The following is a 13,852-nucleotide window of genomic DNA, read 5'->3' as shown; positions in this document are numbered from 1 at the left end:
CGAACCCCCTTGGTGCCCGATCTTCCCTTTTTACACGGTTCCGCCGCGACCTGGGCGACTGAGTGTGAGCAGGGTGCGCCCGAAGTCGCCGATCGGGAGGATGCGGCTGGCGGCGCCGAGCCGGATGGCCTCCCGCGGCATGCCGAAGACGACCGACGTGGACTCGTCCTGCACGAGGGTCATCGACCCGGCGCGTTTCATGGCGAGGAGGCCGAGCGCGCCGTCCTTGCCCATCCCCGTGAGCAGGCAGCCGATCGCCGTCCTGCCGATCTCCTCGGCGACCGATTCGAACAGGACGTCGACCGAGGGCTTGCACGAGTGCCGCTCGGGGCCGTCGTCGAGCCAGAGCCGTCCCGCGCGCACGATGAGGTGACGCTCGGGAGGCGCCATCAGGACGCGCGCCGCGCCCGGCGGAGGAAGGAGCTCGCCGTGCTTCGCCTCCATGACGGGGAGCGGCACCATGCCGTCGAGCCACTCGGCGAACGCGCGACCAAACGGCTGTCCGATGTGGATCACGAGCAGCACGGAGAGCGGGAAGGTCTCGGGCAGCTCGCGCAGGATCTGCACGAGCGCGCCCGGCCCGCCGGTGGAGGCGCCGATCGCGATGAGCGAGGGGGACGCGCCCGGCTCGGCGAGCGGCATGGGCGTGGTTGCGACAGGCACGCGCGCGGGCAAACGTTCGGGCAAACGCTCCAGCGGCCGCGGGCGTGGCGGGCTCGGCGGCTGGGCCAGCGCGTTCGCACTTGTCTTCAGCTTCGCCCGCGGATGCGTGATCACCCGGATCTTCGCGGCGATCTTCACGGTCTCGACGAAGCGCCGCGACCAGGCCTCGTCGGGCTCGTCCCCCGTCGGCTTCTCGATCGCCTCGAGCGCGCCGGCCCGGAGCGCGTCGTAGGTCTTGATCATCTCGCCGCGGTTGAACGAGGCCGACACGATCACGATCGGCGTCGGGCAGAACGCCATGATGTGCTCGGTGACCTCGACGCCGGTGCCGGTCTTCAGGATCAGATCCAGCGTCACCACGTCGGGGCGGAGCGACTCGCAGAGCGCGATGCCCCGCGCCCCGTCCTCGGCCTCGCCCACCACCTCGCAGCCCGGATCGGCCTCGAGCGCCTGGACGAGCCGGCGTCGCACCGTGCGCGAGTCTTCGATGACGAGAACGCGTGTCTTCGTCACGAGGCCACTCCCAGAAGCTCGGCGACCTTGCGGACGAAGTGCTTCTGGTCGAACTCCCCCTTCACGATGTACGCGGAGGCTCCGGCCGCGGAGCCCTTCTCGCGATCCTTCGTGGTGGCGAGCGACGTGACGATGATGACGGGCACGTCCCGGAGCGTCGGATCCGCGCGCGTCGTCGCCGTGAACTCGAAGCCGTCCATGCCCGGCATCTCGACATCCACGATGAACAGGCCGTACTTGCGCGCCTTCGCCTTGCGCAGGCCCTCCTCCGCCGACGCGCTGAGGTCCACCTCGTAGCCGGCCGCCTCGAGGATGCTCTGCTCCAGCATGCGCGTCGTGAGCGAGTCGTCGATGACCAGGATCGGCAGCCGCTTCGGCGCCACACGTGTGGTCGCCGTCGTTGTCGCCTTGCGCGCACTCGCGCGCGAGAGCGCAGGCGGATCGAGCACGAGCAGCGGATCCCCCTGCGCGTCGAACGCCGCGCCCGCCACGGCCGTCGGCGCGCCTGCGCCCGGCGGCAAGGGCCGGAGCACGACGTCCATCGTGCCGAGCAGCCGATCCACGCCGAGCGCGATCCACGTCTCGCCCGACTGCACGATCACCGCCGAGCACGCCTGCGGCAGATCGTGCCCCTCGCCCTCGGGCGCGAGCACCGCGCCGAGCGGCGTGAACGGCACGGCCCGATCCCCGAACAGGATCCGCTCTCCGTCAGGCCCCTGCATCCGCTCCGCCTGGGTCACGCGCCGCGTGCCGCGCACGGCGTCGAGCGGCACGAGCGCCGTCGATCCGCCGAACATCACCGACAGCACCGGGATCGACGAGAGCGACACCGGCACCTCGATCTCGATCGTCGTGCCCTCGCCGAGCTTGCTCGAGAGGTGAACCGATCCGCGCAGCCGGCTCGCCACCTCGCGCACGACGTCGAGCCCCACGCCGCGCCCCGAGAACTCCGTCACCTCCGCGGCCGTCGTGAGCCCCGCGCGGAAGACGAGCGCGAGCGTCGCTTCCTCGTCGAGCTCCTCGCCGCCCGTGGCGAGGCCACGGCGCGCGGCCGCTCTCCGCACGGCCGCGGCGTCGATCCCGCGCCCGTCGTCGGTGCAGCGGAACGCCACCATCCGGCCGCGCCGCTCGATGTCGAGGTGGATGCGGCCCATCTCCGACTTGCCTTGCGCGAGCCGCTCCTCGCTCGCCTCGATGCCGTGATCCACCGCGTTGCGGACCACGTGCAGGAGCGCATCGCGCACCGCCGAGAGCACGTGCCCTTCGAGGCGCACGTCGCCGCCGCGCGCCGAGAAGCTCACGTTCTTGCCGAGCGTCTCGGCCGTGTCGCGCGCCGCGAGCTCCAGCGTGCCGAGGATCGCGCCCACCGGAAGGAGCCGCAGCGTCGCCGCGCGCGACTGCACCTCGCCGAGCTCGCGCTCGATCCGACCGAGCGCCGCGCCGATGTCCCGCTCGGCGTGCGCGAGGCTCTGCGCGATCTCGGTGATCGTGGCGCCGAGCCGCGCGCCTCGGCCGCGATCGCCCGTGGCCTGCCCGAGCTCGAGCTCCTGCCGCACGACGCCCGCGAGCCGGAGCGCGTGCTGGAGCGCGACGAGGCCGCCGTTCAACGGGCCGATCTGGATGGACGCCTCGGACAAACCTTCGAGCAAGGCGTCCATGTCGGCGATGTCGACGCGCACCGTCTCCAGCCGATCCTCGATCGGCGGCGACGGGGCCACGCTTGCGCCCGGGTCCTCCGCGGCCGGCGCGCGCGCGGGCCCGAGCTTCGTGATCTCCTCGCGGATCCTTTCGAGGATGCGCAGGAGGTCGCTCACGTAATCGCTCGTGATCGTGTCCTCGCCGTCGCGGAACGGGGCGAGCGCGTCCTCGATGGTATGCGCCATCTCGCCGATGCGCGTCTGCCGGACCACCCGCGCCGCGCCTTTCAGCGTGTGGGCGAGCCGCAGGCAGCGGGCGAGGATCGTCGCATCGACGGGGTTTTTCTCCAGCGCGAGCAGGTCCCGCGTGAGCCCTTCGACGATTTCGTTCGCCTCGCTCCGAAAATAGTCCTCGAGCCCGTTCATCGCCGATTCTCCCGGGATGCCCTCATTGCGCCCCCTCGCGGTGATCCCCGGCCCGCTGCTTCGCGATCGCCACGAGCGATTCGAGGGCGAGGACGCCGCGCGCTCGCCCGGCGAGCGTGACGATCTCGCGGACGTGCCCCTCGCCGTCCATGGCTTCGACCTGCACGAGATCGGCCGGGTTCACTTCGAGGCAGGCTTCGATCGACGCGACGCCGATGGCCACGGGCTCGGCGCCGCCCGCGATCAAGAGCCAGCGCGGCGTCTCGTTTGCGGCCGGCAGACCGAGGAGCGACCCGAGCGCGTGCACGGCGAAGAGCCGGCCGCGGATCCCCGTGAGACCGAGCAAGCCCGGCGGGCTGCCGGGCAGCGGCACGAGCTTGCGGCACTCGTGGACGCCGTCGATGTCGGACAGCCGGATCGCGTAGCCCTGGCCCCCCGCTTCAATGGCGAGGACGAGCTCACCGGACCGCTCGGCGTCGCGGGGCGGCGCGGCGAACGAGGCGTCGAATGCGCGGCGCAGCTCCGCCACGTGTCGCTCGGATGCAATGGCGACCCCGGGACGCTGTGCCCCTTCGCTCGGCTTGTCCCGTTCTTGCGAATGAACGTTCATCCTGCCCCCTCGATCCGCAAAAAAGAATCACGAGGATACCACGGGCCCTCGGGCCCGCACAATCCCTTGCCCTCGTCCGATTCCGCTCGGTCCTTGCGCATGTCGTTTTCCCGCAGGAGCGCCCCTCCGTTTCGACGATTGCAATGCGAGCGTCCGGCGGGCGTCTGGGCCATGGCGCCGCGATGATCGCCTCCGGCTCACGCAGGCAGCTCCTCGCGTCGGATGAGGCGCACGAGATCCCCGGACAACCCCGAGAGCTGGGACGCGGTGTTCAATGTCTGCGACGAACCGGACTCGCTTTCGCGCGCCGTCTGCGCGACGTCTGCAATGGCAGAGGCCACCTGCTCCATCGCGCTCGTTTGTTGTTTCGTGCTCAGCTCGATTTCGCGGGACGCCTCGGCGGTCGAGCCCACGTACTCGACGATCCGCCGGAAGCTCTGCGCCACGTCGCCAAACCGGCGCGTCCCCGCCTCCACGGCCTTCGCGCCGTCCTCGGTGGCCATCACCGTCGTGTTCGCCGCGGCCCGGATCTCCTCGATGAGCCGGCGGATCTCCTTCGCCGAACCACCCACGCGATCCGCGAGCTTGCGGATCTCGCCCGCCACGACCCCGAAGCGCCGCCCCGTCTCGCCTGCGGCGACCGCCTCGATCGTCGCGTTGATCGCGAGGATGTTCGTCTGTTCGCTGAGCTCCGAGACGATGTCGAGGATCCCGCCGATCTCCTGCGATTTGCGCCCCAGATCGAGCATGTGCGCGACGATCTGATCGACCTGCCGCCGCACCACCTCGATCGCCTCCTGCGCGCCCTCGACGGTCTGGTTGCCGCCCCTCGCGGCCAGCGCCGTCTCGCTCGCGACCTGCGTGACCCGCTGCGCGCTGTCCGAGATCTGGCGCGAAGTCGTGACGAGCTCGCGCACCGTCGTGCTCACCTCGGTCGCCGCGGAGACCTGTCCCTTCGCGCCCTTCACCTGCTGGGTCGCGGCCGCTTCGAGCTCCGCCGCCGCGCTCCGGATGTGCTGCACGGCCGCGCCGATCCGCGCACCGAGGCCGCGGGTCACGAGCATCCCGACGCCCGCCACGATCACGACGGCCACGAGCGTGCCGAAGAGCAGGATCTGGCTGAGCCACATGGCGGCCTGCTTCGCCTCGCTGTTCCGCTCCGTGAGGAGCTTTTGCTCGTGCGTTTTCATGTCGGTCACGATGCGCCGGATCTGCTCCATCACCTTCGGGCCGTTGCCTTCGACCACGAGCTTCAGCGCCGCGTCGAACCCGCGGATCCTCCGCGCCTCGATCGTCTCGTCGATCTCGCGCAGGCGCTCCTCCACGAGGGGCCGGAGCTGCACGATGCGCTCTTTCTGATCGGCGTCGGCGCCGAAGAGCTCCTCGAGCTGCCGGAGCTCGGCGGTGACGCCTCTTTTACCCGTGTGATAGGGCTGCAAGAAATCCTCGCGGCCCGTGATCACGTATCCACGTTTGCCCGTCTCGGTCTCGTCGAGCGATGCGAGGAAGCTCGACAAACCGGTCAATTCTTCGTGCGCGTGCGTGACGGACTCGCTCGTCGCGAGCAGCCGCTGCGTGCTGCGGTACGAGAACGTGCCGAGCGCGATCAGAATGAGGAGCGGGAGCAAGAAGCCCGCCGCGATTTGCTGTCCGACCGTCCATGACTTGCCCACGAATCCTACCTCCCTCCCCGAGAACGATCACACGGGCGAAGGATCCCGCTGCGGGACGCCCAGCGAGCAGAGCTGGGCCTTGCACAACTCGAGCAATACTTCCCTGCGAAACCCCCCGCCGAACATCACGATCCTGGCGCGCTCCTCGCGTTCGAGCAACTCGAGCGCGTGCTCGAGCTCCGCGCGCGCTCGTTCGCCCTGGCCCGAGCGCCGGAGCACCATGCCGAGCCGCAAGCGCGGCAGCGAGAAGCGCGGATCCCGCCGCTTCGCCTCGCCGTAATGCCACGCCGCCCGCTCGATGTCGCGCTCGTTCTCGCGCAGGAGCCCGAGCAGGTAATGCGCGCCCGTCTCGCATTGCCCCCGCGCGAGCAGAGCACAAAGCGTGCGCTCCGCGTCCCGCAGTCGACCCTTTTCCCCGTAAATGGCCGCCCGGCAAAGCTCGAGCTCCGGCGGCGCGTCCGGGCCCGCGGCCGTCACCACGAGCAGCGCGTCGTCGTGCCGCTCGGCTTCGAGCATGTCGAGCACGCGCGCGAGCGCGGAAGGCCTCTCCGCCGCCCGCGCCTGGCTCGCCGCGCCCTCGACCTCCCGCGTCTCCGCGATCCGGGCGATCCGCTCCGTCGAGCGCTGGATCTCCTCGGCCCACGAGACCGCCCCTTCCTCCGGCGCCGGCAAAGGCGCGCGCATCGGGGGCTCCGAGGGCGGACGCGGGAAGAGCGGCGCCGTCGTCGACGCCGAGGACGCGCTCGCGCTCTTCAATCGGTAGTAAAAGGCGTCGTTTTCGTGGACGAGCTCGTAATCGTCGGAGATCCCGCGGAGCGACTCGCTGTGGCCGAGGAAGAGGTACCCGCCCGGCAGGAGCGCCCGGGCAAACCCCGCGAGCGCACGGTGGAGCGCGCGCTCCGAGAAATAAATGAGCACGTTGCGGCAAAAGACGACGTCGTACGTCGCCTCCGGCACGCGCGCGAGCAGCTCGAGCAGGTTACCCTCTTCGAAGGATACGCGGCCCTGCATGCGCGGCTCGAGCACGAACGTCTCGCCGTCTTTCTTGAAAAACCGCTCGCGGATCCCCTGCGAGGCCCCGCGCACGGCCCAGGACGAATAACGCGCCCGCCTGGCCTTCTCGATGGCCGCCCCGTTCAGATCGAGCCCCGTGATCGACAGCAGCGGCGCGAGCTCCGGCGTGGCCACCTCGGCCGCGATGGCCATCGTATAGGGCTCCTCGCCGGAGGAGCAGCCCGCCGAGAGGATACGGAGCTTGCGCCCGCGCGCCCCCACGAGCGCGCGCTCGGGGAGGACCCGCCGCACGAGCGCGTCGATTTGCATCGGCTCGCGGAAAAAATAGGTTTCGCCGACCGTCACCGCCTCGACCAGGCGTTCGAGCGGGATCGGCCCGCCGCTGCGGGCCGGCTTTTCGCCGAGGAGCATCTCGATGCGATCGCGCTGAAAGCCCGAGGGCGCGAGGCCGAAGCGGGCCTCGACGAGGTCCTCGATGCCCTTGGCGTCGCGCGGGGCGTTCATTTCGACGCGGCGGCGGCGAGGGAATCGCCGCCCGGAAGCGAGGCGAACGTGGCTTGCGGGAGCAGGCGCGCGGCGTCGAGCACCGCGAGCGCCTGGCCATCGAGCGAACCCAGGCGCTCGACCTCCGCGGGCAGCGCCTCGCCGAGCAGCGGCGGCAGCGCTTCGAGGCGCGCGAGGTCGAGCTCCTCGACGCCCACCACGTCCTCGACGAGCAGCCCCATCCGCCGCTCGCCGGCGCGCACCAGCACGAGCCGCCGCGCCTCCTCGCGCGCGCCTCCACCCAGAACGGACGATAACGAGACGACGGGAACGACCTCACCACGGATCACGGACAGGCCCACGACGAAGCGTGGCGCGTTCGCGACGGGGTCGATCGAAAGCGGGCGCATCGTCTCGATGACCGACGACGCGGGCAACGCGCAAACCCACGAGCGCGCCCGGACGAGCAAAACGGTGCGTCGACCCGTGGGATCCCACATATGCCACCTTCCTCCATCGCACGCGCCGACACCGCTTGTAAAGCGGATATGGGGTGTTTCCCGAGCGTCAAAACATCGACCCTGCGGGCTCGGTAAACCGCGAATGGCTGGTCAAGTGTCGGCGTGATGTCGTTTCACCGCGCCGGCTCGCGCCGCACCTTCCAGACGTGCTCGGCCGGGTACTTCCGCGCCCATTCGAGCGGCACATACCCCTCGTACGTCGTCTTCGCGTCCTCGGGCGGCCGGATCTCGACGAGGTCCTCGACCACGAACCCTGAGCGCCGGAAGAGCCGGATCCACTCGCCGTACGGGAGCTGGAACGTCGTCGCGCCGTCCAGGTCCTCCCACGTCTTCATGCCGAAGTAATCGTTCACGAGCGCGGGCACCACCCGATCCGTGGCCTTGTCGACGACGAGGTAGAGCAGCGGCGTCGCCATGTTGAAGATGAACATCCCGCCCGGGCGCAGGAGCCGCGCCGCTTCCGGGACGGCCTTGTACGGATCGGCGAACGTCATCGCTCCGTGATCACAGAACACGAGGTCGAAGCTCGTATCCGGCAGGGGGACCGCTTCGGCGCTGCCTTGCACGAGCGTCACGGAGACGCCCTCCCGCTCGACGAGCGCCCGCGCGTGGCGGAGCTGCTCGTCGGACAGGTCGAGCCCCGTCACGCGCGCCCCGCGGCGCGCGAGCGCCACCGACCACTGCGCGCCGCCGCAGCCGAATTCGAGCACGTCCTTGCCAGCGACGTCGCCGAGGATGCCGAGGTCGCGCTCCGGGATGCTCCACACGCCCCAGGTCGGCTCCTTGATGCCGAGCTGCTCGGCGTGCTCCTTCTGGTATTCGCCGGCGATTCGGTTCCAGTACTTCCGGTTCTTCTCGACATGATCAGGCATCGAAGGCTCCATCGAACGTACTTTCGTTGCGTAACGATATCATGTCATCGTCCCGCAATCGAAACGCAAATCATGCACGTGACGCGCAATCCGCGCGCCTGCCGTAGCGTGAGTTTTTCGCGATTTGCCCGCCGTTTTTCCCACTGGATCCGGGCGGGCACGCGAGGTGCACAGCGGGGATGTTCATGGAGCGCACGAAATCGACGCAGCATGGACAGGCTGCGCTGTTCTCGCCCCGAAAGGACCTCGTCCTCGCGAGCATCTTCACCGCGGCAGGGCTCGCCGCCGTGATCATCGGTCGCGGCGGGCTCGGCGTCCTGATCGCCGGCTCCATCGGCTCCGTCGCGGCGAGCGTCGCCGCCGTCGGCCTCGCGGCCGTCGATCCGCGCCTGTCCTATCGCGACAAAGCGCTCGTGGGCATGTGCATCGTGCTGATGATGCTGTTCGTCGGCTTCCTCGTCGGCGACGCGGCCTTCCTGCTCGCGGGATACCCGCTCCTCGCCCTCGGCGCCTTTGGGCTCGTCCCGGCCCTCCGCGCTCAGGCCGCGCCCGCTCGCTCGCGCGCGGTCGCCTCGTCCGCGACGCGTTTGAGCTCGGCGCCCGTCAAGGTCTCGCGCTCGAGCAGCGCCTCCGCCGCGGCCTGAAGCCCAGCGCGCTGGCCTTCGAGCAAGGCCCTCGCACGACCGAAGAGCTCGGCGAGCCGGTCGCGCACCTCCTCGTCGATCTCGCGCGCGGTCTCGTCGCTGCAAAGACGCTCCTCCTGCGTCAGGCCGAGCAGCGGCGCGCCCACGTTGCGCGTGAGCGCGGGCAGCCCGAGCCGCCGGCTCATCCCGAAGCGCGTGATCATCTCCCGCACGATCGCGGTCGCCCGCCCGAGGTCGTCGTGCGCCCCCGTCGATGGCGAGCCATCGCAGAGCTCCTCGGCCGCGCGGCCGCCGAGCAGCACCATCACGCGCGCTTCGAGCTCGGTCTCCGTGAGCACGTGCCGCTCGTCGCGCGGGACCTGGATCGTCACGCCGAGCGAGACCGCGCGCGCCACGATCGACACGCGCTCGACGGGATCAGCCTCGGGCAAGGCGAGCGCGACGAGGGCGTGGCCCGACTCGTGGACGGCGACGCGACGCCGCTCGCCGGGCGTCATCATGATGCCGCGGCGGCGCAGGCCGAGCTGCACGCGGTCGAGCGCGTCCTCGAAATCGGCCTGCGTGATCTCGGTGCCGCTCCTGCGCGCCGCGGCGAGCGCGGCCTCGTTCACGATGTTCGCGAGATCCGCTCCTGCCATGCCGGGCGTGCGCCGCGCGACCGCGCCGAGGTTGACGTCGCTCCCGAGCGGCAGGCGCCTTCCATGCACGGCGAGGATCGCCTCGCGCCCGGCGAGATCCGGTCGATCGACGATCACCTGCCGATCGAAGCGACCGGGCCGGAGCAGCGCGGGATCGAGCACCTCGGGCCGGTTCGTCGCGGCCATCAGGATGACCGTGGCGCGTGGATCGAAGCCGTCGAGCTCGGCGAGGAGCTGCTGGAGCGTCTGCTCGCGCTCGTCGTGCGTCGCGAGCGCGCCGAGGCCGCCGCGGCTGCGGCCGACGGCGTCGATCTCGTCGATGAACACGATGCACGGCGCGCTCTTGCGGGCCTCGTTGAAGAGGTCGCGGACGCGCGCGGCGCCGAGGCCGACGAACATCTCCACGAACTCGCTCGCGTTGAGCGAGAAAAACGGCACCTCGGCCTCGCCGGCGACGGCCCGGGCGAGCAGGGTTTTTCCGGTCCCCGGCGGTCCGACGAGCAGGATCCCGCGTGGGATCCGCCCGCCGAGCGCCCGGTAGCGCGCCGGGCGCTTGAGGAAGTCGACGACCTCGACGAGCTCGTCCTTGGCCTCGTCCACGCCGGCGACGTCGGAGAAATGGACCGGCTCGCGCGCCGCGCGGTCGTAGAGCCGGGTCTTTGCACGGGTGAGCCCGAGCGGCCCGCCCACGCCGCCCCCGGCCCCACGCCGGAAGGCCGCGAAAAACAGGAGATTGATGGCCACGAGCGGGACGATCCACCAGAGCGCCATGACCCAGAACGGCGTGCGCGAGGGCTGCGCGTCGACGGCGACGTCTTTCGTGAGCAGGGCGCTTACGAGCGGCTCTTGTTCGACGCCCGGGATGCGGCCGGTGCGCACCTCCTCGCCTTTCGGGGGCGGCGTGGGCAAGAGGGACGGCTTTTTCGAGGTCTCGGCGGGGGGCGGGCCTTCCGGCTTCAGCCGGAGGACGACGTCATCGGCCGTGATCGAGGCGGATTCGACGCGCCCTTGTTCGACGAGCCGCACGGCCTCGTCGTAGGGCACGGTGCGCGCGCCCGTGGGCCCGAAGACGCCCGAAAACGCGAGCGCCGCGAAGATCAGGAACGCATAGAAAAGCCAGCTCCACGCGCGCGGTTTTGGATTGACCTCGGGCATTCCGAGGGGGCCATGGAGACGACGAGGCGCCTCCGTAACCCGCTTGCGCCCACGCTTTCCATGGTGAAGGAGCGGCCGGGATCATCCGGGGGAAAGCGGCCGAACGCGCGTCACTTCCTGCAATTGTCCCAGCGCTCTTTTTCGACCTTGCAGGCCGTCGTCCAATCCGAGCCCCCGCAGCGCCCGGTGTCGTACTCGCACGCCTGGAGATCGTCCCAGTAATCGAGGCAGTTGCGGCGGTCGGCCTCGAATTCTTCGTCCGCGGCGTGACGATAGCAGTCGTCGGCCTGGGAAGGGCTGCAGCCCTCGCATTCGCACTTGAAGTCGCACACGGCCTCGGCGTCGGTGCGACACGCGGGCAGGGCCGCGGCGAGGAACGTGAGCAGGAAGAGCGGGCGGATCGCGGAAAGGAGCAAGTTCTTCATGGGCCGATCGTACCAGAAGAGCGCCCCGCGCGCGACCCGCGGCTCGATTTCAACGTTTCCGGCGTGATATCGCGTGGTCACGCGAGGTTCCACGCCGGAGGAGCCAGGCGAAGGCGAGCGCGGCGAGGCCGAGCGTGCCGCCCTCGGGCCCTCGGGATCCGGGGATCCGGCAGCCGCACCCCGCGTCGTCGTCGATCTCGAGGTCGGGTTTGTCCCCGCCGCCCGCGCCGCCCATTCCACCATTTCCGCCGCCGCTGCCGCCCACGCCGCCGCTGCCGCCTGCGCCTCCGCTGCCGCCCGCGCCGCCGCTGCCGCCTGCGCCTCCGCTACCGTTCCCGTTTCCCGTCGTGAAGCTCTGCGACGCGCTGCAAGCCTTGTTTCCTTGTCGATCCTCGGCGCACGCCCGATACACGACCGTCGCGTCTCCCGGCGCCACGAACGTCGCCCGGAAAAGATCACCCCCGATGAAGTGCGCGTCCGCGACGCCGCCCGCTGCCTCCAGCTCGACGAAGGCTTTTCCGAGCCGCGGCCCCGTGTCCGTCGTCGACACGTCGCTCACCGCGAAACGCACGACCCGCTCGCCGCCCGGCATTCCGCTCGGCAGCGCCTCGACGGCGCGGATCACCGGCGGCACCGTGTCGACCGGCTGCGGCGCCACCCCGAAATACAGCCGGTTGAGGAAATCTCCGAACTCGCCCTGCGCCGTGATCGCGTCGAGGATCCCGTCGCCGTTCACGTCGCCGAGATCGAGCCCGAGCGTGGCGTCGTTCACCGTGGGGAACGTGGAAGCGAGGAGCGTGAAATGGCCCGTGCCGTCGTTCACGAGGACCCGCTCGTTCCCCGAGAGCGACGCGATCACCGCGTCGAAATCACCGTCCCCGTCGATGTCCGCACATTGCACCTCGTTGTCGTCGGCGCTCGGGTTTCCCACGACCCGCGCCGCCGTCTCGTCCGCGAAGACGCCTTTCCCGTCATTCACGAGGAGCTGCTCGCGCAGGTTCGCCGCGCCGTTGTCGAGCCAGAGATCGAGGTCGCCGTCGCCGTCGATGTCGCACGCGTCCGGGCCATACACGTACGGGCCCGGTTGATCCTGCAGATCGCCGTTCGCGTCGACGAACGTGCCCGTGCCGTCGTTCCGGAACAGGAGCGATTCCCCCTGGCGGCTCGCGAGCAAGAGGTCGAGATCGAAATCGCCGTCCACGTCGACGAGGTCCGCGTCGATGGGCCCCGTGCCGATCGCGTCCGTGCCCTGCGGCACGGCCTCGGCCTTCTCCTGGAAAAACCCGGCGCCGTCGTTCAGGTAGACCCGCGCGGTGCCGGCTGAGTTTGGCGGGGCAGACCCCCATTCCGTCGAGACGAGGTCGAGGTCGCCGTCGCCGTCGAGGTCGCCGAACCGCGCGCCGGCCGAGCGCGACGATACGCCGATCCGCGTCGCCCCCTCGTTCGTGAACATGGGCGGCGTCTGGCCGTTGTTCACGAAGAGCGCGTCGGGCTGCATGCCGTACGAGTCCGGCGCGTAGAGATCGAGGTCGCCGTCGCCGTCCACGTCGGCCGCCGCGATCTGCCGCACGCGCCCGGAAAAACCCCCGAACGAGGTGCCCCCGACCTCCGTGAACTGGCCCGCGCCGTCATTGAGGTACGCCGCGAGCGGGGCAGCGGTGGACGGCGTGTAATACCCGCCGCCGTTCGCGAACACGGCGTCGAGGTCCTTGTCGCCGTCGAGGTCGACGAGGAGCACGTAATGGGAGTAGCAACCCTCGTTCGAGGCGGCGCAGGGCTGCGGGGAGCCGAGGTTCTCCGTCTTTTCGACGAAGAGCGGCGCGGCGTTCGCGGCGATGGGGACGCTCGTGAGGGTAAGGAGGGCGAGACAAGCTGAGAATCGAGGGCGCATGCCGCGCAGGGTAGCGGCACGCGCCCCGATGTCGAGCGCTCGGGCATCAGGCGCCGGAGGGCGCGCTTTTCGTCACGTCCTCGGGCACGAGCTCGATCGGATAGATCACCTCGAGCGCGCCCTTCGTCGCGGCCGGCAGCGTCATCGCGCCGAGCTCCTTCGCGAGGCAGCTCCCGAGCGCCGCGTCGCCGATCGAGCCGCCGCTCACGCGCGACGAGCTCACCGAGCCGTCCTTCTCCACGTGCATCCGGACGATCACCTTGCCGCCGAGGCCCGGCTCCTTCTTCAACGCCTCCGCATAACAGGCCCGGAGCGCCGGGATCTTCGCGGTCGCCTGGCGCATGACCTCCTCCGGAGCGACGCGCCCATCCGGCGTCACCGCGTCCGCCGCGGGCACGGCCTCGCCCGACACGAGGCGGAGGTCTTTCATTTCATACCCGTAATCGCCCTTCTTCGCGTCGCCCGCCTCGGAGGCCGCCTCCGCGGTCGTGTCCTCGTCGATACCCGCCGCCTCGGCCGCGCAGCCGCCGATGAACATCGCCGAGAAAAGGCCAATCGTGAGCGAGAGGAGCGAGAGCTTGAGCGTCGTCATGGGATACCTCCAATTCATTCAGCCGGGGTTGTCGCTGGCTTCGTGGAGGAGCCATTGCAGCGGGCGTGCCAGGCCAAGATGGGCGCCGTAGCACG

At 70.3% G+C, this 13,852-nt stretch carries 12 protein-coding genes; 1 reads left to right on the top strand and 11 read right to left on the bottom strand.

Annotated elements, in window-relative coordinates; genetic code table 11:
• Window positions 1–30 precede the first annotated feature (30 nt).
• From cheB to QHF85_RS02845, 7 genes are all read right to left on the bottom strand, one after another.
• Complete coding sequence (gene cheB / locus QHF85_RS02875) at window positions 31–1,176, bottom strand: chemotaxis-specific protein-glutamate methyltransferase CheB (protein ID WP_281325470.1); 1,146 nt, start codon at window positions 1,174–1,176, stop codon at window positions 31–33.
• Entirely contained in the window at window positions 1,173–3,239 is a 2,067-nt protein-coding gene (locus QHF85_RS02870) for a response regulator (RefSeq protein ID WP_281325469.1), read from the bottom strand. Before QHF85_RS02870 ends, cheB begins: the two co-directional genes overlap by 4 nt.
• A gap of 22 nt (window positions 3,240–3,261) precedes the next feature.
• The gene (locus tag QHF85_RS02865) at window positions 3,262–3,849 is read right to left on the bottom strand and encodes a chemotaxis protein CheW (RefSeq protein ID WP_281325468.1); all 588 of its coding nucleotides are present in this window, start codon (window positions 3,847–3,849) and stop codon (window positions 3,262–3,264) included.
• Window positions 3,850–4,046: 197 nt separating this feature from the next.
• The gene (locus tag QHF85_RS02860) at window positions 4,047–5,522 is read right to left on the bottom strand and encodes a CHASE3 domain-containing protein (protein ID WP_281325467.1); all 1,476 of its coding nucleotides are present in this window, start codon (window positions 5,520–5,522) and stop codon (window positions 4,047–4,049) included.
• Between the two features lie 27 nt (window positions 5,523–5,549).
• The gene (locus tag QHF85_RS02855) at window positions 5,550–7,040 is read right to left on the bottom strand and encodes a CheR family methyltransferase (protein WP_281325466.1); all 1,491 of its coding nucleotides are present in this window, start codon (window positions 7,038–7,040) and stop codon (window positions 5,550–5,552) included.
• Entirely contained in the window at window positions 7,037–7,519 is a 483-nt protein-coding gene (locus tag QHF85_RS02850; protein WP_281325465.1) for a CheW domain-containing protein, read from the bottom strand. The genes QHF85_RS02855 and QHF85_RS02850 overlap by 4 nt, the downstream gene beginning before the upstream one ends.
• A 134-nt stretch (window positions 7,520–7,653) precedes the next feature.
• Window positions 7,654–8,412, bottom strand: a complete 759-nt coding sequence (locus QHF85_RS02845; protein WP_281325464.1) for a class I SAM-dependent methyltransferase — start codon at window positions 8,410–8,412, stop codon at window positions 7,654–7,656.
• A 185-nt stretch (window positions 8,413–8,597) separates the two neighbouring features.
• On the opposite strand from QHF85_RS02845, the gene QHF85_RS02840 reads away from it, so the two are divergent.
• Window positions 8,598–9,056 (top strand): hypothetical protein, encoded by a 459-nt coding sequence (locus QHF85_RS02840; protein WP_281325463.1) that lies wholly within the window; start codon window positions 8,598–8,600, stop codon window positions 9,054–9,056.
• Here QHF85_RS02840 and ftsH read toward each other — a convergent pair.
• The 4 genes from ftsH to QHF85_RS02820 all read right to left on the bottom strand — a co-directional run bounded on the left by ftsH (window position 8,951) and on the right by QHF85_RS02820 (window position 13,757).
• On the bottom strand, window positions 8,951–10,849 hold the full coding sequence (gene ftsH / locus QHF85_RS02835; RefSeq protein ID WP_281325462.1) for an ATP-dependent zinc metalloprotease FtsH: 1,899 nt from the start codon (window positions 10,847–10,849) through the stop codon (window positions 8,951–8,953). The genes QHF85_RS02840 and ftsH overlap by 106 nt on opposite strands.
• A gap of 110 nt (window positions 10,850–10,959) precedes the next feature.
• Window positions 10,960–11,274 (bottom strand): hypothetical protein, encoded by a 315-nt coding sequence (locus tag QHF85_RS02830; protein ID WP_281325461.1) that lies wholly within the window; start codon window positions 11,272–11,274, stop codon window positions 10,960–10,962.
• A gap of 49 nt (window positions 11,275–11,323) precedes the next feature.
• On the bottom strand, window positions 11,324–13,165 hold the full coding sequence (locus QHF85_RS02825; RefSeq protein ID WP_281325460.1) for a VCBS repeat-containing protein: 1,842 nt from the start codon (window positions 13,163–13,165) through the stop codon (window positions 11,324–11,326).
• A 46-nt stretch (window positions 13,166–13,211) separates the two neighbouring features.
• Window positions 13,212–13,757: an AgmX/PglI C-terminal domain-containing protein gene (locus QHF85_RS02820; protein WP_281325459.1), complete on the bottom strand. Its 546-nt coding sequence runs from the start codon at window positions 13,755–13,757 to the stop codon at window positions 13,212–13,214.
• Between the last annotated feature and the right edge of the window lie 95 nt (window positions 13,758–13,852).

It is taken from the genome of Polyangium sp. 6x1 (assembly GCF_029946515.1).
Classification (GTDB): Bacteria; Myxococcota_A; Polyangia; order Polyangiales; family Polyangiaceae; genus Polyangium.
This window is presented reverse-complemented; position numbering and strand designations above follow the sequence as displayed.